Source organism: Janthinobacterium woesei, from assembly GCF_051380875.1.
Taxonomy (GTDB): Bacteria; Pseudomonadota; Gammaproteobacteria; order Burkholderiales; family Burkholderiaceae_D; genus Janthinobacterium.
Genome location: NZ_JBNYXW010000022.1, coordinates 32,086 through 54,387, shown reverse-complemented (window position 1 = coordinate 54,387; position 22,302 = coordinate 32,086). Strand labels below are relative to the sequence as shown.

Annotated in this window: 22 protein-coding genes, 4 tRNA genes and 1 riboswitch; of the genes, 13 read left to right on the top strand and 13 right to left on the bottom strand. The window is 62.8% G+C overall.

From position 1 onward, the window contains the following. The first annotated feature begins 115 nt into the window (after window positions 1-115). From ACQ4W6_RS22855 to ACQ4W6_RS22845, 3 genes are all read left to right on the top strand, one after another. Window positions 116-493, top strand: coding sequence for a nuclear transport factor 2 family protein (locus tag ACQ4W6_RS22855; RefSeq protein ID WP_436569463.1), 378 nt, complete (start codon window positions 116-118; stop codon window positions 491-493). A gap of 13 nt (window positions 494-506) precedes the next feature. Then, window positions 507-896 (top strand): hypothetical protein, encoded by a 390-nt coding sequence (locus ACQ4W6_RS22850; protein WP_436569462.1) that lies wholly within the window; start codon window positions 507-509, stop codon window positions 894-896. A gap of 130 nt (window positions 897-1,026) precedes the next feature. Continuing rightward, window positions 1,027-1,515 carry a hypothetical protein gene (locus ACQ4W6_RS22845; protein ID WP_436569461.1) on the top strand — a complete coding sequence of 163 codons (489 nt, stop codon included), beginning with the start codon at window positions 1,027-1,029 and terminating at the stop codon, window positions 1,513-1,515. 32 nt (window positions 1,516-1,547) lie between these two features. Here the strand turns inward: ACQ4W6_RS22845 and ACQ4W6_RS22840 are convergent, their stop codons facing one another. The 3 genes from ACQ4W6_RS22840 to ACQ4W6_RS22830 form a co-directional block, all read right to left on the bottom strand. After that, window positions 1,548-2,171: an IMPACT family protein gene (locus ACQ4W6_RS22840; protein ID WP_436569460.1), complete on the bottom strand. Its 624-nt coding sequence runs from the start codon at window positions 2,169-2,171 to the stop codon at window positions 1,548-1,550. A 122-nt stretch (window positions 2,172-2,293) separates the two neighbouring features. Then, window positions 2,294-2,369 (bottom strand) — tRNA-Lys (locus tag ACQ4W6_RS22835). An 88-nt stretch (window positions 2,370-2,457) separates the two neighbouring features. After that, a tRNA-Lys gene (locus tag ACQ4W6_RS22830) sits at window positions 2,458-2,533 on the bottom strand. 131 nt (window positions 2,534-2,664) lie between these two features. On the opposite strand from ACQ4W6_RS22830, the gene ACQ4W6_RS22825 reads away from it, so the two are divergent. After that, entirely contained in the window at window positions 2,665-3,123 is a 459-nt protein-coding gene (locus ACQ4W6_RS22825) for a MarR family winged helix-turn-helix transcriptional regulator (protein WP_436569459.1), read from the top strand. Next, the gene (locus tag ACQ4W6_RS22820; RefSeq protein WP_436569458.1) at window positions 3,120-4,631 is read left to right on the top strand and encodes an MDR family MFS transporter; all 1,512 of its coding nucleotides are present in this window, start codon (window positions 3,120-3,122) and stop codon (window positions 4,629-4,631) included. The genes ACQ4W6_RS22825 and ACQ4W6_RS22820 overlap by 4 nt, the downstream gene beginning before the upstream one ends. On the opposite strand, the gene ACQ4W6_RS22815 is transcribed toward ACQ4W6_RS22820, so the two are convergent. Beyond that, window positions 4,625-5,713: an NADH:flavin oxidoreductase/NADH oxidase gene (locus ACQ4W6_RS22815; RefSeq protein WP_436569457.1), complete on the bottom strand. Its 1,089-nt coding sequence runs from the start codon at window positions 5,711-5,713 to the stop codon at window positions 4,625-4,627. The two genes, ACQ4W6_RS22820 and ACQ4W6_RS22815, sit on opposite strands and share 7 nt — an antisense overlap. A 115-nt stretch (window positions 5,714-5,828) precedes the next feature. Here ACQ4W6_RS22815 and ACQ4W6_RS22810 point away from each other — a divergent pair, with 115 nt between their 5' ends. Together ACQ4W6_RS22810 and ACQ4W6_RS22805 are read left to right on the top strand one after the other, a co-directional pair. Next, complete coding sequence (locus tag ACQ4W6_RS22810) at window positions 5,829-6,191, top strand: ArsR/SmtB family transcription factor (RefSeq protein ID WP_436569456.1); 363 nt, start codon at window positions 5,829-5,831, stop codon at window positions 6,189-6,191. Window positions 6,192-6,313: 122 nt separating this feature from the next. Then, window positions 6,314-7,441 carry an acyltransferase family protein gene (locus ACQ4W6_RS22805; protein ID WP_436569455.1) on the top strand — a complete coding sequence of 376 codons (1,128 nt, stop codon included), beginning with the start codon at window positions 6,314-6,316 and terminating at the stop codon, window positions 7,439-7,441. A gap of 95 nt (window positions 7,442-7,536) precedes the next feature. On the opposite strand, the gene ACQ4W6_RS22800 is transcribed toward ACQ4W6_RS22805, so the two are convergent. The 9 genes from ACQ4W6_RS22800 to ybgC all read right to left on the bottom strand — a co-directional run bounded on the left by ACQ4W6_RS22800 (window position 7,537) and on the right by ybgC (window position 13,238). After that, window positions 7,537-7,612 (bottom strand) — tRNA-Lys (locus ACQ4W6_RS22800). 89 nt (window positions 7,613-7,701) lie between these two features. Next, window positions 7,702-7,777 (bottom strand) — tRNA-Lys (locus tag ACQ4W6_RS22795). A gap of 67 nt (window positions 7,778-7,844) precedes the next feature. Next, entirely contained in the window at window positions 7,845-8,603 is a 759-nt protein-coding gene (gene ybgF, locus ACQ4W6_RS22790) for a tol-pal system protein YbgF (RefSeq protein WP_436569454.1), read from the bottom strand. Window positions 8,604-8,737: 134 nt separating this feature from the next. After that, the gene (gene pal / locus ACQ4W6_RS22785) at window positions 8,738-9,259 is read right to left on the bottom strand and encodes a peptidoglycan-associated lipoprotein Pal (protein ID WP_436569453.1); all 522 of its coding nucleotides are present in this window, start codon (window positions 9,257-9,259) and stop codon (window positions 8,738-8,740) included. A 40-nt stretch (window positions 9,260-9,299) separates the two neighbouring features. Beyond that, the gene (gene tolB, locus ACQ4W6_RS22780) at window positions 9,300-10,574 is read right to left on the bottom strand and encodes a Tol-Pal system beta propeller repeat protein TolB (protein WP_436569508.1); all 1,275 of its coding nucleotides are present in this window, start codon (window positions 10,572-10,574) and stop codon (window positions 9,300-9,302) included. After that, window positions 10,574-11,596 carry a cell envelope integrity protein TolA gene (gene tolA / locus ACQ4W6_RS22775; RefSeq protein ID WP_436569452.1) on the bottom strand — a complete coding sequence of 341 codons (1,023 nt, stop codon included), beginning with the start codon at window positions 11,594-11,596 and terminating at the stop codon, window positions 10,574-10,576. The genes tolB and tolA overlap by 1 nt, the downstream gene beginning before the upstream one ends. Before the next feature lie 48 nt (window positions 11,597-11,644). Further along, window positions 11,645-12,085: an ExbD/TolR family protein gene (locus ACQ4W6_RS22770; RefSeq protein ID WP_436569451.1), complete on the bottom strand. Its 441-nt coding sequence runs from the start codon at window positions 12,083-12,085 to the stop codon at window positions 11,645-11,647. Window positions 12,086-12,100: 15 nt separating this feature from the next. Continuing rightward, window positions 12,101-12,790 carry a protein TolQ gene (gene tolQ, locus ACQ4W6_RS22765; RefSeq protein ID WP_436569450.1) on the bottom strand — a complete coding sequence of 230 codons (690 nt, stop codon included), beginning with the start codon at window positions 12,788-12,790 and terminating at the stop codon, window positions 12,101-12,103. Between the two features lie 46 nt (window positions 12,791-12,836). After that, complete coding sequence (gene ybgC, locus ACQ4W6_RS22760; protein WP_436569449.1) at window positions 12,837-13,238, bottom strand: tol-pal system-associated acyl-CoA thioesterase; 402 nt, start codon at window positions 13,236-13,238, stop codon at window positions 12,837-12,839. 316 nt (window positions 13,239-13,554) lie between these two features. Next, window positions 13,555-13,681, top strand: a riboswitch (ZMP/ZTP riboswitch). Window positions 13,682-13,792: 111 nt separating this feature from the next. Here ybgC and glyA point away from each other — a divergent pair. The 6 genes from glyA to ACQ4W6_RS22730 all read left to right on the top strand — a co-directional run bounded on the left by glyA (window position 13,793) and on the right by ACQ4W6_RS22730 (window position 22,051). Continuing rightward, on the top strand, window positions 13,793-15,040 hold the full coding sequence (gene glyA, locus ACQ4W6_RS22755) for a serine hydroxymethyltransferase (protein WP_436569448.1): 1,248 nt from the start codon (window positions 13,793-13,795) through the stop codon (window positions 15,038-15,040). A gap of 144 nt (window positions 15,041-15,184) precedes the next feature. Then, on the top strand, window positions 15,185-15,646 hold the full coding sequence (gene nrdR, locus ACQ4W6_RS22750) for a transcriptional regulator NrdR (protein ID WP_436569447.1): 462 nt from the start codon (window positions 15,185-15,187) through the stop codon (window positions 15,644-15,646). Window positions 15,647-15,885: 239 nt separating this feature from the next. Further along, window positions 15,886-16,479: a type IV pilus modification protein PilV gene (gene pilV / locus ACQ4W6_RS22745; protein ID WP_436569446.1), complete on the top strand. Its 594-nt coding sequence runs from the start codon at window positions 15,886-15,888 to the stop codon at window positions 16,477-16,479. Further along, window positions 16,476-17,471: a PilW family protein gene (locus ACQ4W6_RS22740; protein ID WP_436569445.1), complete on the top strand. Its 996-nt coding sequence runs from the start codon at window positions 16,476-16,478 to the stop codon at window positions 17,469-17,471. Before pilV ends, ACQ4W6_RS22740 begins: the two co-directional genes overlap by 4 nt. Before the next feature lie 3 nt (window positions 17,472-17,474). Next, window positions 17,475-18,131 (top strand): pilus assembly PilX family protein, encoded by a 657-nt coding sequence (locus tag ACQ4W6_RS22735; protein WP_436569444.1) that lies wholly within the window; start codon window positions 17,475-17,477, stop codon window positions 18,129-18,131. Then, window positions 18,131-22,051 (top strand): pilus assembly protein, encoded by a 3,921-nt coding sequence (locus ACQ4W6_RS22730; protein ID WP_436569443.1) that lies wholly within the window; start codon window positions 18,131-18,133, stop codon window positions 22,049-22,051. The genes ACQ4W6_RS22735 and ACQ4W6_RS22730 overlap by 1 nt, the downstream gene beginning before the upstream one ends. The last annotated feature ends 251 nt before the right edge of the window (window positions 22,052-22,302 follow it).

The window sequence follows — 22,302 nt, the reverse complement described above, 5'->3', positions numbered from 1 at the left end:
TATGCTCCACAGGCATAAGTCTTCCGGATGATTGTGAAATGGGCTATTTCGTGCCAGCATGACACGTTTATACATTGACCAATGTGCCGCGAATTATTTAACAGGAAGGAAAAAGATGCATGTTTTAACGGAAGTGCACGTGCTGGACGCGGAAGAGCGCTTGCGCCTGGCCATGATGGCGTCCGATGTTGCCGCACTGAATGAGTTGCTGGCCGATGAGTTGCTATTTACGAATCACCTGGGCCATTTGCTGAGCAAACATGCCGACCTGGCCGCGCACGAGCAGCGCTTGCTGATCATTACCGACTTGCGTGCTTCCGAGCGCCATGTGCGCATCAACGGTAGCGTGGCCGTGGTCTCTGTGCGCATGCAGCTGACGGGCAACTATCACGACGTGGAAACGCATGGCGACTTCCGTTTTACGCGCGTCTGGGCGCACAATGCGGCCGGCGCGCTGCAAGTGATTGCCGCCCATTCGGGCGTGGTGGCCTAAGGAGTAATATTTAGTGGATCATCGTTCCAAAGGGCAGCTGGTCGAAGCTGTCATCGCCGCCGGCCCCGCCACCCTGGCCATGACGGCCGGCTATCCCGTGCTGCTGTACCAGCTGGTGCGCACCTACGCCGAGGCGCCCGGCGCCAACGCGCTGGCTGCATTGCTGCTGACGGGCGGCCTGTGGGCCTTGGCAGAATTCTGGCGCATCGCGCTGGCCACCGTGGCGCGCAAGGCGTATGCATTCAACTGGCGCTTCTGGCTGGCCATCGCCGGCTTCCTCGCCTGTTTCGTGCGCTTCGTGCCCGACATGCCTGCCGGGCTGGCGCTGGTGCTGGCGGTGCTGCCTGCGCTGGCATGGACACATTTCATCTTGTTGCAGATCAAGCGCCCGCGCGGCACCTGAATTGCTGGCAAGCCATGCAGGCCGTGGCAAGCTTCCCATGCCATGGCCTCTGGCTATCTATATAATCATCTTCCATACGCATGGCCAAACGGCATGCCTGGCGCAACTCCTTAATTTTGAAAGAATTTCGATGAAAGCTCTCTTTTTTTTGCTGTTCGTATCGGGCGCGGCCCTGGCCGATGATGCTGCCATGTTGCAATGCCGTTCCATGGCCGATGTCTCCAGCCGCGTGAAATGCTACGACGCCATTCCTTTGGGTAGTGCCGCACCTGCCGCACCTGTTGCGTCTGTTGCCGCCGTCGCCGCCGTCGCTACCATGCCCACCACACAGCAGCGCGAGCAAAGCTTTGGCATGGAATCGGTCAAGCCGGTCAAGGTCGCCGTGCCGGAAGAAAGCAACTCGATCAGCAGCACCATCGTGGGCAAGTTCGATGGCTGGAGCGGCAATGAATTGATCAAATTGAGCAATGGCCAGGTGTGGCGCATCGTCGACGGCAGTTCTGCCGTGCTGCCTCCAGCGACCAATGCCAAGGTCAGGGTCGAGCGCAATTTCGTCGGTACCTTCTTCCTGAAGATCGACGGCACCAACAATTCGCCGAAAGTGCGCCGCGTACAGTAATTTCATGCGCCGCAGGACGCGTACGGGCCGCTTCAGTCCTCGTCGTGCTGCCAGTCGATGCGCCCATTGCCCGCTTCGTCCAGGCGGGCCAGCAGGGTGCCGGCTGCCGTTTCAGGCAGGCTGAAGTCGAATAGCACATGCTCGCCATGCTGCACCTGCAGCAAGGTGGCGCCGGCCGCGTCCAGTTCGCGGCGCAGCATGCCCTCCATTGCGTACGGCAGCGTGCAGCGCAGGGTTTTCTGGCGCACGATGGCCGTCTTTTCCGCCTGCAGCAGCGCTTGCGCCACGCTGTCCGTATAGGCCCGCACCAGTCCGCCCGCGCCCAGCTTGATGCCACCGAAGTAGCGCACGACGGTGGCCAGCACGCCTTCCAGGTCCTGGTGGCGCAACACGTCGAGCATGGGTCGCCCGGCCGTGCCGCTCGGCTCGCCATCGTCGACGGCCGCCGATTGCCCGCCCGCCAGCAGCGCCCAGCACACATGGCAGGCGCCCGGATGCTGCGCCTTCAAGCTATTCACCACCTGCTGCGCGCTGGCGCGGTCCGTCATCGGCTGCACGCAGCCGATGAAACGGCTTTTCTTGATGATGAGTTCGCTGTGGACGGGGGTGGCGATGGTAAATGGCATGTGGAAGGTGAGTGCGGTGCTGGAATACATGCATGATAAGGGGCAAGTATTGATTTTTTCTGAATCGCAATGTGATTCACCAAGATTTTCTGAGGTGCGGGCAGAAACAAAAAAGCCCACGAACCGAAATTCGTGGGCTTCTCTGAGGTATTTGGTAGGCCGTGCGGGATTCGAACCTGCGACCAACGGATTAAAAGTCCGCTGCTCTACCAGCTGAGCTAACGACCCAAAAACTGTACAACTAAACTGCGGTAACACGCTGCGGTACAACTGTCTGCCATGACAATGCGCAAAACAATTGAGGACTGCAAATTCTTGGTAGGCCGTGCGGGATTCGAACCTGCGACCAACGGATTAAAAGTCCGCTGCTCTACCAGCTGAGCTAACGACCCAAGGGCGGCTATTATGACCGCCAAAGTGGGTTTTGGGAAGGGCTGGGCTGGGCGCGGGCGGAAAAAAGCCTTGCATGGCGGTGCGCCGCAGCCTAATATGGGTAGATAGCCTACCTATATTAATGAGCTCCATGCCCCCTGACGAAGATCTCCCCATTCCCGAGCGCGCGCTGGCGCTGTCCGATGAATTGCGCACGGCGCTCAAGCGCTTGATGCGTTGCATGCAGCGCGAAGGGGGCGAGATGGACGCTCATGTGTCGATGATGCAATATCTGCTGCTGGCGCTGATCCATGAGCAGCCCGGCATCGGCGTGGCCGCGCTGGCGCGCCTGCAAAACGTACGCGGACCCACTGTCAGCGCGCAGGTCAAATCGTTGGAGCAGGCGGGGCTGGTTGAGCGCAGCGCGCCCGATCTGCAAGACCGCCGCCGCTCCGGGCTGCAATTGTCTGCGCAAGGCTTGAGCATCCTCGACACCTTGCGCGCGCGCCGCCGCGATGCGCTGGCGCGGCGCATTGCCCATTTGTCACCGCAGCAGATGGACGCGCTGGCCGCCGCCATGCAACCCCTTCTTGAGATAGCACAAGCATGAGCAAGCTCGACAAATATGTGGCAGAGGCCGCGGCAGCGCCGCTGACGGAGCGCGAAGTACGCGCCACTTACCTGGGCCTGATGGCCGTGCTGGGCCTGGGTGCGCTGGACCAGAGCATCGTCGCTACGGCCTTGCCGCGCATCGTCGACGACCTGGGCGGCATGGCGCACCTGTCTTGGGTGGTGACGGCGTATGTGCTGGCCTCGACGGCCACCATGCCCCTGTACGGCAAGCTGGCCGACCAATATGGCCGCCGCCCCATGATTTTTACGGCCTTGCTGACCTTCCTGCTCGGTTCCGTGCTGTGCGGCTTGGCGCAGAACATGACGCAACTCATCATTTTCCGCGCCATCCAAGGGCTGGGCGCGGGCGGCTTCATGCCGCTGGCGCAAATTATCATCGGCGACATCGTGCCGCCCGCCGAACGGGGCAAGCGCCAGGGCATGGTGCCCATCGTGTTTGCCGTCACCAGCGTGCTGGGGCCGGTGCTGGGCGGGGTGATTACGGATGCGCTCTCGTGGCACTGGATTTTTTATGTGAACCTGCCTGTGGGCGCCGTGGCCTTTTATAGCATCGCGCGCGCCATGCGCAAACCTGTGCGCACGCACGCGCACAAGATCGACTATCTGGGGTCCGTCCTGCTGACGGGGGCCGTCACGGCGGCGCTGCTGGTGCTGGCGCTGGGCGGCACGCAGTGGCCGTGGGATAGCCTGGCCATCAAGGTGTGTGGCGCCATCGCCGTGCTGATGGGCGCCTGGCTGGCTTTCCACGTGGGGCGGGTGGACGAGCCCGTGCTGCCGCCGGACCTGTTCGAGAACCGCACCTTCAATATCGCCAGCCTGGTGATGGCCATGACCTTCATGGGGCTGATGGGCGCCAGCATCTTCTTTCCCTTGTTCTTCCAGCTGGTGATGGGTACCAGTCCGGCCGAATCGGGCGTGATGACGGTGGCCATGATGGTGGGGCTGGTGGCGTCGTCGATGTATAACGGCCGCGTGCTGTCGCGCTCGGGCAAGTACAAGATGGTGCAGGTGGCGGGGCTGGGCGTGGCGGCCGTGGCGTTTGCCGTGCTGGCCTGGGCCATGGAAACGGCGCAGGGTTACTGGATCATCGAGCCGGCCATCTTCTTCCTAGGCACGGGGCTGGGCCTGGTGATGCCGAACATGACGATTGCCGTGCAAAATGCCTTGCCGCTGGCGCGGCGCGGCGTGGGCACGGCCATGCTGGCCTTCTTCCGCTCGCTGGGTGGCTTGCTGGGCGTGACGGCGTCCGGCGCCATCCTGGCGCACCAGTTGCACCAGCATGGCGTGGAAGCCGTCTCGGCGCTGGGCGCGCACGCGGCGCAGGCGCCGCATTTGCACACTGTGGAAGTCTACCGCCACGCCATTGCCAGCGTGTTTGGTGCCGGCGCCGTGCTGCTGCTATTGGGACTGGTCGCCTTGCTGTTCCTGCCGGAACTGCCCCTGGAGGGGCATCCGGCAACGGCGAAGGCGAAAGACGATCAGTAGCGTTCCAGCCAGTGCGCGTACGGCGCTGGCATCACCCACGAGGCGCGCTCTACGCCCAATTCCTTGGCGGCAAAATAGGCCCAGTGCGGATTGGCCAGGTGCGCCTTGCCCACCATTACCACGTCGAGCTGCCCATCCTTGACGACGCGCTCGGCGATGGCCGGCGTGCCGAAGCCCCAGGCCGACGAGACAGGCACGCCCGCTTCGCGGCGCACGCGCTCGGCGATCGGACCCAAGAAGGCGGGGCCCCAGGGAATCGACGTCTCGGCAATGGTAAAGCCCATGCTGACGCTGATCATGTCCATGCCGGCATCCTTGAACTGGCGCACCAGGCCGATCGATTCGAGCAAGGTTTGCTCGTCGCGGCCGTCAAATTCAAGCACGCCAAAGCGTATCGTCAGCGGCAGGTGCTCGGGCCACACTGCACGCACGGCTTTCAAAGTTTCCAGCAAGAAGCGGCTGCGGTTTTCCAGGCTGCCGCCATAGATATCGTCGCGCTGGTTCGAGTGGGCGGAAAAGAAGCTTTGCGCCAGGTAGCCGTGGGCAAAGTGCAGTTCCAGCCATTCGAAGCCCACTTCGCGCGCGCGCAGGGCGGCATCGACGAAGTTCTGGCGCACGCGGGCGATATCGTCGAGGTCCATGGCGCGCGGCACCTTCGACAGGCCGCCGCCAAAGGCGATGGCGGACGGCGCGATGGTTTGCCAGCCGCGCGCGTCGGCTTCAACGATATGGTCGTCGCCCTCCCATGGGCGGTTGGCGCTGGCCTTGCGGCCCGCGTGGGCGATCTGGATGCCGGGCACGGAGCCGGCCGCCTTGATGGCTTTCACGACCGGCACGAAGGCTTGTGCCAGATCATCGTTCCAGATGCCTGTGCAGCCGGGCGTGATGCGTCCTTCAGGCGCCACGGCCGTCGCTTCGACGATCACCAGGCCGGCGCCGCCGCGCGCCATACCCGCGTAATGCGACAGATGCCAGTCATTGGCCAGGCCGTCGACGGCCATGTACTGGCACATCGGTGGCACGGCGATGCGGTTGCGCAAGGTGATATCTTTGAGGGTGTAGGGCTGGAAGAGGGCGGACATGGTGGCCTTTAGGGTGTTATGGGGTTGTTAATGCATAAAATGCATATGTTGATTCGTTAGTTCGTAAATATTCGAAGAATGGAATTAGTATAGTCGATGCTGTATGATTCTGCTGATGCGTCCACACAAACATCCCTCTGCCAGCGAATTCGTCCTTGAGCGCGTGCTCTACGCCTTGAGCGATTCGATCCGCCTCGACATCGTGCGCCACCTGGCTTGCATCGAGGCGGCCGCCTGCGGCGACCTCGACGGCGGACGGCCGAAATCGACCGTCTCGCACCACTTCAAGGTCTTGCGCGAAGCGGGCCTGGTCTACACGGAAAATGCCGGCACGACACACCTGAACACCCTGCGCCGCGCCGACATCGACAGCCGCTTCCCAGGCTTGTTGAAAGCCATCCTGGCGCAGCAGCCGCTGGCGCCGGATGAGCCAGGCGTGCCAGGCGTGCTCAATGCGGCCGGGCAGGGCGGCGCCTAGCCTGCCGTGCCACCCCATTTGCCAGGCTCGGCTATCATGTCGGCCGGTCGGCAAAATCATCGGCAATACGCTTGTCTGGGATTGTGTTGTTGAAAAAAGTAGTTGTATGGCAAGGGTTGTAGATGAAGGCAGTGGCAGGAATGGTAGCTGGGGTGGATCAGGCTGCCCGCGCGCAGTTTGGCTGGATTAATCTGTTGAAGGCCGGTGCGGCGCAATTGATCGTGTTGCACCACCTGGCGTTTTACGGCCCCATGTCCGATTACGTGCAGCCCCTGTGGCCCGACTTGCTGGCCTGGCTGGGCAGTAACGCGCGCATCGCCGTGCAAGTGTTCCTCGTCATCGGTGGCTTTCTCGTCGCCAAATCGCTCTCGCCGGCCGGCCGCCCCGGCATTGTTTCTCCCATGCAAGCCGTCTGGCGCCGCTACGCCAAGCTGGCGCCGCCTTTCCTGGCCGCCACCTTGCTGGCCGCTATCATTACCCCCGTGGCCGGCATCTGGATGACGCACGATTCCATGTCGGGCGCCGTCACGCTGGGCCAGCTGAGCGCCCATGCGCTGCTGCTGCACGGCGTGCTCGGCTATGAATCGCTGTCGGCCGGCGCCTGGTACGTCGCCATCGATTTCCAGCTATACATGTTGACGGTGTTGCTGCTGTGGCTGGGCGGCCGCCTGGCGGGCAAGCGGCGGCTCGGCTGGCTGATGCCGCTGGCCGTCACCCTGGGCATCCTGTTTTCCTTGCTGTACTTCAATCTCGACGCCGGCTGGGACAACTGGGCGCCGTATTTCTTCGGCAGCTATGGATTGGGGCTAATGGCCTGGTGGGCCAGCGACCCGGCCCGCAAGCCCGGCGCCATGACCATGCTCATGGCCATGGCCGCCGTGCCGGTCCTGCTGGCTCTGGCCGTTGACTACCGCAGCCGCATCGCCCTGGCCCTGGTCACCGCCTGCGCCCTGTTCCTGTTCGGCCGCGCCCGCACGCCATCGCATGGCCGCGCCTGGAACGTCATCAACGCCCTGGGCCGCATCTCGTACGCCGTCTTCCTCGTCCACTTCCCCGTCAGCCTGCTGGTGAATGCACTGTTCACTTCCTATATGCCGCTTGAGCCAGAATGGCAGGCGCTGGGCATGCTGGCGGCCTGGGGTGCCAGCCTGGCGGCAGGCGCGGCGTTTTACCGCTGGGTGGAGGTGCCGCTGGGGCGGGCAGTGCAGTCGCTGATGGGGAGGGCTGGTGCGCGGGTGGTGTCGGCCTGAGTGTCGGCATCGGGCTGCTTGCTGTTGATGTGCGGCAGAAATGGCCGCGCACAACAAAAAAGCCAACCGCGAACGGTTGGCTTCTTCATAGTATTTGGTAGGCCGTGCGGGATTCGAACCTGCGACCAACGGATTAAAAGTCCGCTGCTCTACCAGCTGAGCTAACGACCCAAAAACTTTTTACAACAACTTCGGTAACACTGTGCAGTAAAAAAATGCTTGCTATAACAACTCGCAAGCAGATCAGTACTGCGTATTCGTGGTAGGCCGTGCGGGATTCGAACCTGCGACCAACGGATTAAAAGTCCGCTGCTCTACCAGCTGAGCTAACGACCCGAAGAAGAAAGATTATAGGGGGTGCCCGGGATTCTGTCAAACCTAACGGGCAACTTTTTCCCTGGTTTTACTTTTTACCGGCCCGTTCCTTGGCCGTTTGCGCGGCGCTGGAGTCGGGATAGCGCGAGATCAGCGCGTTCAGGGTCTTGGTGGTGTTGGGCTTGTCTTTCAGCTCCGTGTAGCAGCTGGCGATGTTGAGCATGGCATCGGCCGCCTTCGGGCTGTCCGGGTAGTTCTTCACGACGGCTTGCTGGGCGCTGATGGCGCTCTTGCAGTCGCGCTGGGCGTAGTAGGCGTTGCCCAGCCAGTATTGCGCGTTGGCCGCGTAGGCCGAGTCAGGATAGCGCTTGACGAAGGCGTCCAGCGCCGTGGCGGCACCCTTGTAGTCGCCCGACTTGAACAGGCCCAGCGCCGCTTCATAGGAGCTTTGCTCGGATACGCCGACGGCCGCTTCCTGGCCATCGATGGTCACCTGGCGTGGTTCGAGCTTGCGCAGGCGCGCGTCGAGGTCGGTGTAGAAATCTTTCTGGCGCTTTTGCACATTCGCCAGGTCGTTGCCCAGCACTTCGATCTGTCCGCGCAGGCGGGCGATCTCTTGCATGGTCTGGTCGTGCTGGTTGATCAGGCTCAAGGTGCTGGTCTTGTCTGCCTTGGTATCGATGCGGCTATTCATGTCGCGTGACAGTGAGTCCACTTTCGAGCGCAGCTCCAGGATGGCCTTGCGTGCTTCGTCGTCGTCGAACAGGGCTGCGTTGGCGTGCAGGGGCAGGGCGGCAAATGCGGCCAGCAGGGCGGCGGCGACGCCGGCTTTCGAGAATGTCATCATGAGTCGGGCTTTCAAAAGTTACGCAAACATGCAAACGGGGCGCAGGGCGGACAATATCCGCGCAGCGCCCCGTTATTATGCCTATGACTGGCCAGTTAGGTAAGCGTCTATCTTGCTGCGCCTACCGCTGGATATCAATAAGCGATGTCAGCGCGGCGGTTTTCTGCCCATGCTGCTTCGTTGTTGCCTTGAGCCTTAGGCTTTTCTTTGCCGAAGGACACAGCTTCCATTTGGCTGTCGGACACGCCCATGGCTGCCATCGACTTGCGCACTGCTTCAGCACGTTTTTGACCCAGGGCCAGGTTGTACTCAGCGCCGCCGCGATCATCGGTGTTGCCTTGGATGATGACTTTGCGTGCTGGGGTTTTCACCAGGTAAGCCGAGTGGTTTTGCACCACTGGCGTTTCCGATTCACGCACAACGTATTTGTCGAAGTCGAAGTACACGCTGCGGTTAGCCAGCACGCCTTTTGGATCGTTCAGTGGATCGATGGCAGCGACCACGGTGTTGACTTCACGCGCGTCTGGTGCTGGCGGCGCGGTTTTTTCAGGAGCGCGCTCGACGACTGGGGTTTCTGCCAGTTTGACAGGGGTGCTGCAAGCGGACAGCAGGGCTGCAGCAGCTGCGATGAAAGCTAAGCTTTTAAAATTACTCATTTTTATTCTCCGGGTCGTGGTTAAGGTAAAACGTACTGCATTACTTCATGAAAGGACCCCAGGTGGGCTCCTTGATATTGCCAGCTTGCGTGGTCAGACGCTGCTTGACGCGGCCATCCACCGAAACCACCGCCAACGACTTGCGTCGTCCGGATTCGGTCGCGTACATGATATATTTCCCGTTGGGCGAAAAGCTCGGTGATTCGTCGTTGGCGGTGTCCGACAGGCGCAGGTCCTGGCCACTAGCCAGGTCAAGCGCGTAGAGCTGGAAATTGCCGTCGCGACGGGAAATATAAGCGAGTGTCTTCCCGTCGGGTGCAATCCGCGGGCTGGTGTTGTAGGAGCCGCCAAACGTCACGCGCTTGGCTTCGCCGCCACTGACGGGCATGCGGTAGATTTGTGGTCCGCCGCTGCGGTCACTGGTGAAGTAAATGCTTAGCCCATCGGCCGAGAATTGCGGTTCCGTATCGATGCCGCTGCTGGTGGAGAGGCGGCGCAAGCCACCGCCATCGGCGTTCATGATGTAGACCTGGGTATGGCCGTCGCGCGACAGGGCCACGGCCAGGCGCGTACCGTCCGGGCTCCAGCTTGGCGCCGAATTGCTGCCTTTTTCATTCGACACGATGGTGCGCTGGCGCGTCACCAGGTTTTGCACGTAGACAATCGGCTTGCGTTTTTCAAACGACACATACGCCACCTTGGTGCCGTCCGGCGACCAGGCTGGCGAAATGATCGGCTCTTGCGAGCGCAGGGCAACCTGGATGCCTTCGCCGTCGGCGTCAGCTACTTCCAGGCGGTATTCGCGGCCCGATTGCGTGACGTAGGCGATGCGCGTGGAAAACGCGCCCTTGGTGCCCGTCAGCTTTTCATAGATGTCATCGGCAATCTTGTGCGCCAGCAAGCGGTTGAACTGCGGCGCTGCCGCATTGTTCATGCTCGACAGCTGGGTACCCTTGATGGTGTCGAACAGCTTGTAGCGCACGTCGAGGCGGCCATCGGCCATGGTTTGCACGCTGCCGGCGGCCAGCGCGTCGGCGCCGCGCGCCTTCCACTGGTCGTAGCTGACAGGCGCCGTTTCCGCGATGGCCGTGTCGGCATCGATCAGCTTGAACACGCCGCTGCGGGCCAGGTCGGCCTTGATGATGGACGACAGCGCTTGTGGCGCCGCCGATTCATTGACGAAATTGGCGATGGCGACAGGAATCTGGTTGCTGCCGATACCGGTAATTTCCACGCGCAGCTGCGCCTGGGCACCGGCCGCTCCCAGCAGCAGGCTGGCGCAGAGCACGACATGGCTCATTTTTTTCATGGTCATCATTTAGGCAAATCCTTCATCTCGAATATGAGTTCAATCTCGCGTTCCACGGTGCCGTCTTTTTTCTTCGGCAGTGGTGACGATTTATTAATGGCGTTTTCCACCGAGCTGTCATACGCCGGCAGGCCGCTACTTTTGATCTTTCGGACCGAAATAATTTCCCCAGTTGGCAATTGCTCGATCTTGAACACGGCGCGCGGGTTGCCCGGCACGTCCGTACTACCGCTGTAGGCGATATTGCTCTTGATCTTGCTCGTCAGGGCAGCGACATAGCCGCTGTCCTTGCGTGGCGCGGTCGATTTCGCGGCCGTACCCGTCGTGCCCGTGCCGACTGCGCCCGTGATGCGGCTCATTTCGGCGTCACGTGCCTTGTCGGCGGCTTTTTTCTCTTCTGCCGCTTTTTTCGCCTTGGCAGCTTTTTCCGTTGCGGCTTTCTTGTCTGCCAGTTCTTTCTCGGCTTTTTCTTCCGCTTTTTCTTTTTCTTTTTCTTTCGCCAGTTTGGCTTTTTCCAGCTTGTCAGCCTTTTCTTTTTCTAGCTTGTCGACTTTCTCTTTATCCTTTTGCTTCTGTTTCTCCAGTTCGCGCTTTTCTTCTTCGCGTTCCTTCTGCTCCTGCTTGCGGCGTTCTTCGGCGGCCGCCTTGTCTTTCTCTTCCTTCAGCTTGGCCTTCTTGCGTTCGAGGGCGATTTCCGCTTCGCGCAGGTCGACCTTCGGCTCGGGCGCTGCCACCGGCGGCGGTGGCGGCGGGGCCGGCTGCTCGACTGCCGGTTGCGGCGGCGGCGCTGGCGTCGGCTCGGGATCGGCCGCTACATCGGGCGGCGGCGCGGCCGTCTGCACCTGCATATCCCATACTTCCGCTTCCACTGCGACCGGTTCCGTACTTTGCCAGTGTACGCCTACCCACAGGAAAAACAGCAGGCCAAGATGCATCGCCAGCGCCAGGCCCAGCGAGGGCCAGCGCCTGCGTTCGCGCGGCACGCTGTAGGGCACGCCGTGTACATGGTCGATTTGTTTGTTCTGCAAAGTCTAGTCTATCTAAAAACGGTCAAGTCCGGAGACAGGATGGGGCGCTTACTTGGTGGCCAGGCCAACGCGGGTGATGCCCATCTTTTTCGCTTCCGAAATGAGCTGGATCACGTCGTCGTACTTGCTTTCCTTGTCGCCCGCAATCATCACGGGATACTCGGGATTGGTGTCGTGCAAGCCGCGCAGCTTGCGCAGCAGGGCGTCGCGGTTCGGTTCCGTCTCCGGCGCCAGCTGGTCCTTGCCGATCAGGCCGATCGACAGCGAACCATTTGGCTTCAAGACGATCTGAATATAGTCATCGGGTGGTTTTGCCGACTTTTCCGCGTTGGGCAAGTTCACCACGCTGGGGTTGTTCGACGACGGCATCACCATGAAAATGATCAGCAGCACCAGCATCACGTCGATATACGGCACGACGTTGATTTCCGACTTGAACTTGCGGCCGCGGCCACCGCGCATGCCGCCACTATTGAATGAGGAACCCATGGGCAGTGCTCCCTCTTAGCGCGACTGGCGCTGCAAGATATTCGAGAATTCCTCGACGAAGCTTTCGAAGCGGATCGCCAGGCGGTCGATGTCGTGCGAGAAGCGGTTGTAGGCGACGACGGCTGGAATGGCCGCGAACAAGCCGATGGCGGTGGCGATCAGCGCTTCGGCAATACCGGGCGCGACGGCTGCCAGGGTGGCTTGCTGCACGTTGGCCAGACCGCGGAAGGCGTTCATGATGCCCCATACGGTGCCCAGCAGGCCGATGTAGGGCGAGACGGAACCGACGGAGGCGAGGAAGGCCAGGTGCGATTCGAGTACATCCATTTCGCGCTGGAAGGCGGCGCGCATGGCGCGGCGGGCGCCGTCGAGCACGGCGCTGACGTCCAGCGCTTCGCGCGAACCGTAGGAAGCCTTGCCCTTGATGAATTCGCCCATGCCGGCGTCGAAGATGCGGGCCAGCGCGCCGCTCTGGTCGCGGTTGCCGTTGGCGCTTTGATGCAGCGCGTGCAGGTTGCCGCCCGCCCAGAAGCTGCGTTCAAACTCGATGGTTTGCTTGCGCGCCTGGCGTACCGCAAACATCTTGCGGAAAATATAGGTCCAGCTGGTCAGGGAAATGAGCAGCAACAGGGCCATGATCAATTGCACGATCAGGTGGGCATTGGAGATGAGCGCGAGGAAAGAAAGATCTTGTGTAACGTTCATTGGCTGGCAGTCTGTTGGGTGAATTGTCCGGGGTGGCGGGTGGGGCTCAGGCGGCGCGCATGCGGGCCGCGACTGCATCAGGCACGGCGCGCGGGCGCAGTGACGAGTCAACGCAGCCGATCTTGACGCGGGCCGTGTTGAGCAGGCTGTCGCCGCACCAGGCTTGTTGCAGGAAAACGATGGAGGCGCGCCCCATTTTTTCTATGCTTAAGGTTAATCTTAACGTGTCATCGAGCCTGGCTGGCGCATGATAGTCGGCGTTGATGCTTTTGACAACGAACATTGCGTCGTGCCGTTGCAGCAATTCCTGCTGGCCCACGTCGATGGCGCGCAGCCATTCGGTGCGCGCGCGCTCAAAGAATTTCAGGTAATTTGCGTAATAGACGATGCCGCCGGCGTCGGTGTCTTCATAGTAGACACGTACGTTCCAGGTAAAGACTGAAGGCATGTTTATTGCGCCAGTAGTGAGATTGAGCAACATTTTACGCGATTTTTCTTGTTGTGACCGAAGGCGCTTGCTGGAAAGCCATGCAAAAGCAGCACGCAAGTTGCACCGCAGCATTGTAGATCCGGGCTGCACAATGGCAAGCTTCGTAACATACGCTTACATGCCCTGGCCAGGTTTAAGTTCGGCTTAAGCACCGGCACCGTGCCCCCGGGCATGGCCTGTGGCGCGCCCGGGCTGCTGTGGCGCGCGGCGATTATAGCCGCACACTTGCATTCCTTGCTCAATTTGGACACTTAACTTACAATTTGACTTCCATTACGTCTCACGTGACTGGCGAAAAGTCGGAGCAATCCCCACAATGTGGCGGTTGGCTTAGCGGCGAAAGGTGGGCACCCACCGGGAAACGTGAGATTTTTCATCAGCCGTTCGCCTGGGTAGCCACTATGGAAAAGCACGAAGAGGCTGCCTGTCCAATGTTGTTATTCACTTAACGCCGGCTCCCCTCATTCGATCCAACCTGCCAGTACAAGCACCCTCATACTTGGAGTTTTTACATGTTTGCAAAAGATCACAACCTCGCCAACGTCGATCCTGAATTGTTCGCCGTCATTCAAAAAGAAAACGTGCGCCAGCACGACCACATCGAACTGATCGCGTCGGAAAACTACACTTCGCCAGCCGTAATGGAAGCGCAAGGCTCGCAGCTGACGAATAAATATGCCGAAGGCTACCCAGGCAAGCGCTACTACGGCGGCTGCGAATTCGTCGACATTGCCGAGCAACTGGCCATCGACCGCGTGAAACAGCTGTTTGGCGCCGAATGCGCGAACGTGCAGCCGAACTCCGGCTCGCAGGCGAACCAGGGCGTGTTCTTCGCCATGCTCAAACCAGGCGACCTGATCATGGGTATGTCGCTGGCCGAAGGAGGCCACCTGACCCACGGCATGCCACTGAACATGTCCGGCAAATGGTTCGACGTTGTCTCCTACGGCTTGACGGCCGAAGAAGATATCGACTATGAAGCCATGGAGCGCCTGGCCCGTGAGCGCAAGCCAAAATTGATCATCGCCGGCGCCTCGGCGTTCTCGAAAAAGATCGACTTCGAGCGTTTCGGCAAGGTCGCCAAGGAAGTGGGCGCCTACTTCATGGTCGACATGGCTCACTACGCCGGCCTGATCGCCGCCGGCCTGTACCCGAACCCGGTGCCGTTTGCCGACTTCGTCACCTCGACCACGCATAAATCCCTGCGTGGCCCACGCGGCGGCATCATCCTGATGAAGGCCGAGCACGAAAAAGCCATCAATTCGGCCATCTTCCCTGGTATCCAGGGCGGCCCGCTGATGCACGTGATCGCCGCCAAGGCTGTTGCCTTCAAGGAAGCGCTGAGCCCTGAGTTCGTCGAATACCAGAAGCAAGTGATCAAGAACGCCGACGTGCTGGCCAAGACGCTGATCAAGCGCGGCCTGCGCATCGTCTCGGGCGGCACCGAATCGCACGTCATGCTGGTCGACCTGCGCGCCAAGAACCTGACGGGCAAGGAAGCCGAAGCCATCCTCGGTTCCGCGCACATCACCTGCAACAAGAACGGCATCCCGAACGACCCGCAAAAACCTTTCGTCACCTCGGGCATCCGCCTGGGCAGCCCGGCGATGACGACGCGCGGTTTCAAGGAAGCGCAAGCCGAGGAAGTGGGCCACCTGATCGCCGACGTGCTGGATAATCCGCATGACGCCGCCACCATCGAGCGCGTGAAAGCGGCCGTGAAAGTGCTGGCCGACGCGCACCCTGTGTACGCTGCTTAAGAGCCTGTCCAGAATGTGTCATACAGAGTAAGATTCTGTCTGACACATTCCAGTCGTGCCCAAGGGCGCCCGGAGTGATTCGGGCGCTCTTTGTACAAGGGCGGCGGTTTCCCGTAATTATTACTATAAAGTTGTATCGACTCCATGAAATGTCCATTTTGCCAGCATGGCGACACCCAGGTTCTCGATACGCGCGTATCGGAGGAAGGGGATGCCATACGGCGTCGGCGCCGCTGCAGCAAATGCGACAAGCGTTTCACCACCTACGAACGGATTGAACTTATCATGCCGGCCGTCGTCAAAAAGAATGGTAGCCGGACGGAGTTCGTTGCGGATAAGTTGCGCGCCAGTCTGATGCTGGCCTTGCGCAAGCGCCCCGTCGCGGCCGCCTCCGTGGATGCGGCCATCGCCTCCATCCAGGAAAAGCTGCTCACCAGCGGCTTGCGCGAAGTCGATTCCGGCTATATCGGCGAACTCGTCATACAGGAATTGAAGCGCCTCGACAAGATCGCCTACATCCGCTACGCCTCCGTGTACAAGAATTTCGAAGACCTGGCCGAGTTCCAGGATGCCATTGCCGAAGTAGGGCAGGCGCGCAAGCCCTGACGCCGCCCGGGACTCTTCCCGGGGGTCTTCTTATTGCAGTGAGGCTGATCGACAGCCCTGTTTCCACCACGCCAGCGTTTGCCTGGCAAGCCGCCTGATCAATTCAAGCGCCGTTTCTCCCCGTTTTTTCGTCTTGTTTCCACACTGTTTGCGCTAGCGCATGCCCGAGTTGTCAAGCGCGCCTATCGTGTAGCTGGGCCGCCTGTTCCTGCGACTCGTGCTGCGAAAGGAAGTGTTTCATGTGCAACGGCGGTCGTGGAATTCTCCTGGCCAATGGCAGCAGCCTGGTCGAGGTGCTGGTGTCGCTGCTGCTACTGGCGCTGGGCCTGCTTGGCGCCAGCATCTTGCAATTGACTTCCTTGCGCGCGCGCCATGAGTCGGCGCTGCTGTCGGCCGGCGTGCAACTGGCCGCCGGCATGGCCGAGCGCATGCGCGCCAATAGCGCTCTCATGTATGGCCCCGACGCCGGCAATCCCTACCTGAACCTGGCCTACGAGGCGGCACTGGACGGCGCCGAAGCTGCCGGCGGCGCAGCGGACTGCGTTGGCGCTGCCGTCTGCAGCGCGGCGCAACTGGCGCAATTCGATATCGCCGAGTGGAAACAGCAGCTGCATGCCGCCTTGCCAGGTGCGCGCCTGCAGATCTGCCGCGACGCACAGGCGTGGGATAGCGCGGCGCAGGGCGTGCACTGGAGCTGCAGCGGCGGCAAGGGCGCGCCCATCGTCATCAAGCTGGGCTGGCGCGGCCGCCAGCCAGATGCCCAGCCCGCCGTGAATGCGGCGGGAGAGTCGCTGCCCAAACTGGTGTTGCAGCTGGGCGGAGGCGGCGCATGAACGGCATGAGTGGCATGATCGGCATGAAGGTCATCTGGCGCCTGGGGCGCGGCATGAGCCTGGTCGAATTGCTGGTGGCCTTGTCGCTGGGCGCCTTGCTGATGCTGGCCGCCAGCGCCATGCTGCTGGCGGCCAGCGCCAGTTATTCCGACCAGTCCGCCAGTGCGCGGCTGGACGACAATGGCCGCTATGCGCTCGACAGCATCGCCCGGGCCGTGCGCCAGTCTGCATATGTGAACTGGGACAGCGCCGCCGCGCCGTTGTTTCACGCGCAGCATGACAGCGCCAATATCGCCGGTCTCGACGCGCACAGCCTGGGCAAGAACAGCGCAGGCATCAGCCAGGCGTTGCCGGGCGGCATGTTCGGCAGCGATGTGCTGGCCGTGCGCTATGACGGTGCCGGGGAAAACGAGGGCGGCGACGGTTCCGTCCTCAATTGCGCCGGTTTTGGCGTGGGCGCCGCGCACACGGAAGCGCAGCGGGGCTGGAGCATTTTCTATGCCGCGCAGGGCGCCGATGGCGAAGGGGAATTGCGCTGCAAGTACCGGGGCGCGAATGGCTGGGGCGCGGACGCCATCATCCGCGGCGTGGATGTTTTTCAGGTGCTATATGGTCTCGACACCGATACGCCGCCCGATGGCGTGGCCAACCAGTATGTCAACGCCAGCGCGCTCGACGCCTACGATGCGGCGCTGCTGCTGGCCGGGGAGACTTTGGCCGAACGCCAGCGCGACTTTCACCGCCGTACGCACTGGAAGCGCATCGCCGGCGTGCGCGTGGCGCTGCTGCTGCATGGCGAGGCGGGCGCGGCAGGCAAGTTTGATGACATGGGGCCGGCGCAGTTCGACCTGTTCGGCAAGGCTTATGCCGAGGCGCACGGCGCCAGCGACACAGGCGTGCGCATTATGCGGGCGGACTTGCCGCCATCGCAGCAGGGACGACGACGGCAACTGGTGCAAACGAGCACCATGCTGCGCAACGGGCCGGACTAGCTGATGTGCGCCACGGCCAGTCGTCACGCCGTGCCGCTGCGCGAGCGGGGCGCCACCCTGGTGTATGTGCTGTGCCTGCTGGTCGTCATCTTGCTGCTGGGCGTGTCGGCCGCGCAGATGGCCTTGCAGGGCGAAAAGGCGGCACGCGGTGAGCGCGACCGGCATGTCGCGTTTCAGGCGGCGGAGGAGGCATTGATGGATGCGCAGAACGATATCGACGGTTTGCCCGGCGCGCCAGGGCGCAGCAGCCTGTTCGCGCCGGGCAGCGCGGCAGGATTCGCCGATGCCTGTGGCGACGGCGGCGAGCTAGGCCTGTGCCTGCCAGCGGCCAAGGGTGCGCCAGCGCTCTGGCTGAGCACGGCGCTGGATGCGGCCGGGGCGGCAAGCGGGGCTGGCGCCAGCCGCACCGTGCCGTATGGCCACTTCACAGGCGCCGTCATGCAGACGGGGCAGGGCTTTTTGCCGTCGCGCCGGCCCCGCTACCTTATCGAATTGCTGCCGTTTCACCCGCCCGGCGAAGAGGCGGGGGCGGCGCCTGGCAGCCTTGCCGCTGAGACTTATGTGTACCGCATCACGGCCATCGGTTTTGGCGCGCAGGACAGTACGCAAGTCGTGCTGCAAAGTTATTACCGCAAGCAGGTGGCGGGAGCGGGGCCGTGATGGCGCAGTCGCTTTCCCTTTCTGGGCGGCGCGTTGGCCGCGCACTGCTGGCGCTGGCAGCTTGCCTGTGTTGCAGCAGCGTCGCTGCCACCACTGCGACGCCCACGGTGGCTTTGGCCCGGGCCGACGTGGGCTTGCAGGGCGCGCGGGTGCCGCCGAATCTGCTGCTCAACCTGTCGCTCACGCATGCGGCGGCCGCTGCGGCCCATGGCGGCGACTATGCGCCGCAACGCGAGTATGCCGGCTATTTTCATGCGCGCATGTGCTACAGCTACCCGTATCGCAACAAGGATGGCGTCACGCTGCCGGACTTGCGCGTAGCGACCGCTTACTTCTCCGTGCTGAAACCGGCCGATGCGCTGCACGGCTGTGGCGGCGATAGTTTCAGCGGCAACTTTCTCAACTGGGCCAGCACCAGCATGCTCGATATCGTCCGTTACGCACTGACGGGTGGCGACCGCGTCATCGATGAAGTACGCAAGACGGTGCTGCAGCGCGCTTATTTGCCCGATGGCGGTACCGGTCCGGACTTTTTCGCCCATCCCATCTTTTTTCCGCGCAAGCTCTTGCGCGAGGGCGTGGCGGCTGCGACACCATTTGCGCTGGCGCAACTGGCCATCGTTTCCTGCCGCAACCGCCTGCTGTTTGGCGATGGCGCCGTGCCCGCAGGTGGCAGCTGCGAGGCGCCAGGCGTGGCGGGCACGCACGGCGTGTTACTCGCACGGGTAAAAGTCTGCGACGCCGCCGAGGGACCGCTGCGCGACGACTTGTGCCTGGCATATGGCAAGAACTACAAGCCGGTGGGCGCGATCCAGCGCCATGGCGGCCGGGTGCGTGTGGGCGTGTTTGGCCACCTGAACGCCCCATCAGTGCGTGTTTCCCCTGTGGTTTCCTCTGTCTATGGCGGCGTGCTGCGCGCGCCACTGGCCCATGTGGGAGGGCAGCGCTGGATGGCGCCCGATTTCTTGTCGCGGGACAATGCCGATATGGAGTGGCATGCTGCCAATGGGGTGTATCTGGACCAGGGTGCGGGCCATGGCGGCGGGGTGACCGCTTACATCAATGGCCTCGGGCGCAGCAATGCGGGGCGTCCCGGCGCGTATGCCGGGGCGGCGCCGCTGGCCGAACTGCTGTACGAATCCTTGCGCTACCTGCAGGGCCGGCAAGCCAGTGCCGTGTTGCCGCCCGCCATGGCGCCACCCGCTGTCGATGATGGCTTGCCGGTGCTGAGCCAGTGGAGCGATCCGCAGGTGGCCAGCTGCCAGCGCCATGTCGTCGTCAGCCTGGGTGACGGCGGCATGGCGGTCGACCGTTACGTGCCAGGCAATGTGCCCGTCCCGCCGGTTTTCGCCGGGGCCAATGACCGGGCACGCGCCGCCGATAGCTTTGCGTCGCCCGCGCTGGACGCGATGGCCTGGACGCGCGCGGTGGGCAAGCTGGAAAGCGATGGCGGGCAGGGTAATCCCGCGCCGCGGCCAGCACTGGCGGGGCTGGAGCTGCTGGCCGATGGGGTGGGCGGCGCCAGCTATCATGCGGCCGGCCTGGCGTACTGGTCGCATGTGCAGGCGTTGCGTCCTGGCAAGAAGGACAGCAAGGCAACGGTCGATCATTATGCGGGTGATCTGCGCCCGAGCAACTCGGACGACCAGGCTGCCACGCTGCATGCCACACCATTATTGCTGGCGGCCAAGTATGGCGGCTTTCAAGATGCGAACGGCGATGCCAATCCTTACACGAGCGCGACGGGCAGCGCGCTGGCCGAGTGGAGTGTGGACGGCCGCTGGCCTAGCCATTATTTGCCCGGCAGCGATCCTGCCGCCTTGATCGCGGGCTTGCGCGCCGCGTTTGTGGCCGCTGACAAGGGAATAGGCGCAGCGCCGCTGCCCGGCCCCTCGCTGATGGCGCTGGCCAGCGGCGCGGAAGAGGCGTACTGGTTTCATACGCAGCTGCGCCTGGCGGACGGCAGCATGAGCGTGTCGCGCGCCGCGTTCGCCGTGGGCTCTGATGGCAGACTGGCCGCTGGCAAGACGTGGTGGCAGGCCGGTGAAGTGAACCAATCTGCGCCCGCTGGTACGCCGGCGGCCTTGCGTCCGGTCTACACGCTAGCCGCCCAGGGTACCCTGATGCCGCTGACGTGGCAGCGCCTGAGCGCGGCGCAGCGCGAGCTGTTTGATGGCGGGGATGGCGGTGATGGTGGTGGCGACGGAAAGGGCGAGAGGCGCCTGGAGTATCTGCTGGGCCAGCGAACGGACGAGGTGGGCCAGCCAGGCGGCTTCTTGCGGCGCCGCGCAGGCATGCTGGGGGCGGCGCCGTACGGCAATCTCGTCTACGTGGGCACGCCGGGACTGGGCATGCCGGGTGCTGGCTATGCCCTGCACCGAAAATTGCTGCAACAGCGCCGAAAGATGCTGTATGTGGGCGCCAATGACGGCTTGCTGCATGCTTTCGATGCGCGCACGGGCAGCGAGCTGTTTGCCTATTTGCCGCAGGCCCTGCTGCGTGCGGCGGCAGCCTCTGCAAGCACTCACTACAGTCCAGGCCCTTTGCTGGACGGCGCCGCAGCCACGGCGGAAGTGCTGGCGCTGGGGCGCTGGAAGACGGTGCTGGTGTCTAGCATGGGCGGCGGGGCGCAGGGCGTGTTTGCGCTCGATATCACCGATCCGGCACGCTTCGCGCACGATGGCGCGCTGTGGGAAATGACGGACCGCGACGACAAGCTGATGGGCAATGTGCGCGCGCCGCCCAGTTTTGCCCGCATCAATATGGGTGGCAAAGAGGGCGTCCCCGCCTATCGCGATTTTGCCGTGGTGGCCAGTGGCTACAACAACCATGTCGAGGATGGCAAGGATACGACGGCGCCAGCTTCCGCCGCCGCCATATTCTTGCTGGCGCTGGACAAGCCGCCCGGTGCGCCCTGGTTGCTGGGCAGTAATTATTATCGCTTGAAAGTGCCCGTGGCCGGCGGTGGCGCAGGCGATGGCGGCCAGGCTGCCGGCGCGGACTCCGGCGCAGGCTCCCATGCGCTGGGGCCGCCCGCGCTGGTGCCGGGCAATGACGGGGCGCTGGCCTTTTTGTACGCGGGCGATCTGCAGGGCAATATCTGGCGCGTCGACATGGCAGGCGGACCGCCATGGAAGGATGGCGTGGGGCGCAAACTGGTCTTTGTCGCGCGCGACGCGCAGGGGCGGCGCCAGCCCGTGACGCAGCAGCTGAAAGTGGCGCATGCGCCCGGTGGCGGCTATCTGTTGCTGTTTGGCACGGGCAAGCTGGTCGAGGCGCCCGATACATGGCCCGCCGCCTTCCTGCCGCAGGCGTTGTATGCCGTCCACGATGACTTGCAGGAGCAATCCCCCACGCGCAGCCGCGCCGAGCTGGAACCGCGCCGCTTGGGCGAGGCGGCGGACGGCATGAGCGTGGATGGCGCTGAAGTGCGCTACACGGGAGGCGATGCCATGCGCGGCTGGTATGTTGATTTTCCTGATGCCGCGCAAACGGGCGAGCGCAGCGTCAACAGCCCCGTGCTGGCGGCTGGCAGGGTACTCTTCAATACCGTCTTGCCGGGGCGCGATCCATGTGCCAGGCCGGCCACGCGCCTGTATGCGCTCGACGTGTTGAGCGGCTTTGCCGCCGATGGCGCGGGCCTCGTGCAAGCAGGGGAGGTGACGGGGCGCTTGCTCGATGGCCTGGCGCGTGCGCCGCCGCTGGTGCTGGAACTGAACAGCACGCTGGGCGCCGTCACGGCGACGGGGCGCGCCGAGGGGCGCAAGGAGTTGGCCATGCTGCAGCCCGGTTTGCCCGGCCCGGCAGCGCTCAAGGCGCTCAAGGTCGTCAGTGCGCCACTGCCCGCCAGGCGCCTTAGCTGGCGTGAAGTGGCGAACTGGCGCGAGTTGCACGAGGCGGCCAAGAAAAAATTGCCTTGAGCATGGCGTACATGGCGTACATGGTGTTTCGCGAGGCAAGCGGGCGGCGATGGAGAGGTAACTGAACGGCAACTGAGCGCGGCAACTGCATCGAACGGCAAGCTGATGGGAAGGGCAGGGGGAGGGCAGTATATGGCGGCGGCATGGCGCAATAGAATGGCAATGCGTGGCGGCAGCGCAAGTGGGCCGCTGGCAGCATGTCGGCTGGCTGGGCAACTGTGGCTATCGCGGCGCTTTCCAGGGCACGGCGC

Bases quoted from the DNA above. Each gene is read 5' to 3' on its own strand.
- nrdR (WP_436569447.1), top strand. From the start codon at position 15,185: ATGAAATGTCCATTTTGCCAGCATGGCGACACCCAGGTTCTCGATACG.
- ACQ4W6_RS22740 (WP_436569445.1), top strand. From the start codon at position 16,476: ATGAACGGCATGAGTGGCATGATCGGCATGAAGGTCATCTGGCGCCTG.
- ACQ4W6_RS22815 (WP_436569457.1), bottom strand. From the start codon at position 5,713: ATGTCCGCCCTCTTCCAGCCCTACACCCTCAAAGATATCACCTTGCGC.
- ACQ4W6_RS22845 (WP_436569461.1), top strand. From the start codon at position 1,027: ATGAAAGCTCTCTTTTTTTTGCTGTTCGTATCGGGCGCGGCCCTGGCC.
- ACQ4W6_RS22735 (WP_436569444.1), top strand. From the start codon at position 17,475: ATGTGCGCCACGGCCAGTCGTCACGCCGTGCCGCTGCGCGAGCGGGGC.
- glyA (WP_436569448.1), top strand. From the start codon at position 13,793: ATGTTTGCAAAAGATCACAACCTCGCCAACGTCGATCCTGAATTGTTC.
- ybgC (WP_436569449.1), bottom strand. From the start codon at position 13,238: ATGCCTTCAGTCTTTACCTGGAACGTACGTGTCTACTATGAAGACACC.
- ACQ4W6_RS22770 (WP_436569451.1), bottom strand. From the start codon at position 12,085: ATGGGTTCCTCATTCAATAGTGGCGGCATGCGCGGTGGCCGCGGCCGC.
- ACQ4W6_RS22730 (WP_436569443.1), top strand. From the start codon at position 18,131: ATGGCGCAGTCGCTTTCCCTTTCTGGGCGGCGCGTTGGCCGCGCACTG.
- tolB (WP_436569508.1), bottom strand. From the start codon at position 10,574: ATGACCATGAAAAAAATGAGCCATGTCGTGCTCTGCGCCAGCCTGCTG.
- ACQ4W6_RS22840 (WP_436569460.1), bottom strand. From the start codon at position 2,171: ATGTATTCCAGCACCGCACTCACCTTCCACATGCCATTTACCATCGCC.
- tolQ (WP_436569450.1), bottom strand. From the start codon at position 12,790: ATGAACGTTACACAAGATCTTTCTTTCCTCGCGCTCATCTCCAATGCC.
- ybgF (WP_436569454.1), bottom strand. From the start codon at position 8,603: ATGATGACATTCTCGAAAGCCGGCGTCGCCGCCGCCCTGCTGGCCGCA.
- ACQ4W6_RS22820 (WP_436569458.1), top strand. From the start codon at position 3,120: ATGAGCAAGCTCGACAAATATGTGGCAGAGGCCGCGGCAGCGCCGCTG.
- pal (WP_436569453.1), bottom strand. From the start codon at position 9,259: ATGAGTAATTTTAAAAGCTTAGCTTTCATCGCAGCTGCTGCAGCCCTG.
- ACQ4W6_RS22825 (WP_436569459.1), top strand. From the start codon at position 2,665: ATGCCCCCTGACGAAGATCTCCCCATTCCCGAGCGCGCGCTGGCGCTG.
- ACQ4W6_RS22805 (WP_436569455.1), top strand. From the start codon at position 6,314: ATGAAGGCAGTGGCAGGAATGGTAGCTGGGGTGGATCAGGCTGCCCGC.
- ACQ4W6_RS22810 (WP_436569456.1), top strand. From the start codon at position 5,829: ATGCGTCCACACAAACATCCCTCTGCCAGCGAATTCGTCCTTGAGCGC.
- ACQ4W6_RS22855 (WP_436569463.1), top strand. From the start codon at position 116: ATGCATGTTTTAACGGAAGTGCACGTGCTGGACGCGGAAGAGCGCTTG.
- pilV (WP_436569446.1), top strand. From the start codon at position 15,886: ATGTGCAACGGCGGTCGTGGAATTCTCCTGGCCAATGGCAGCAGCCTG.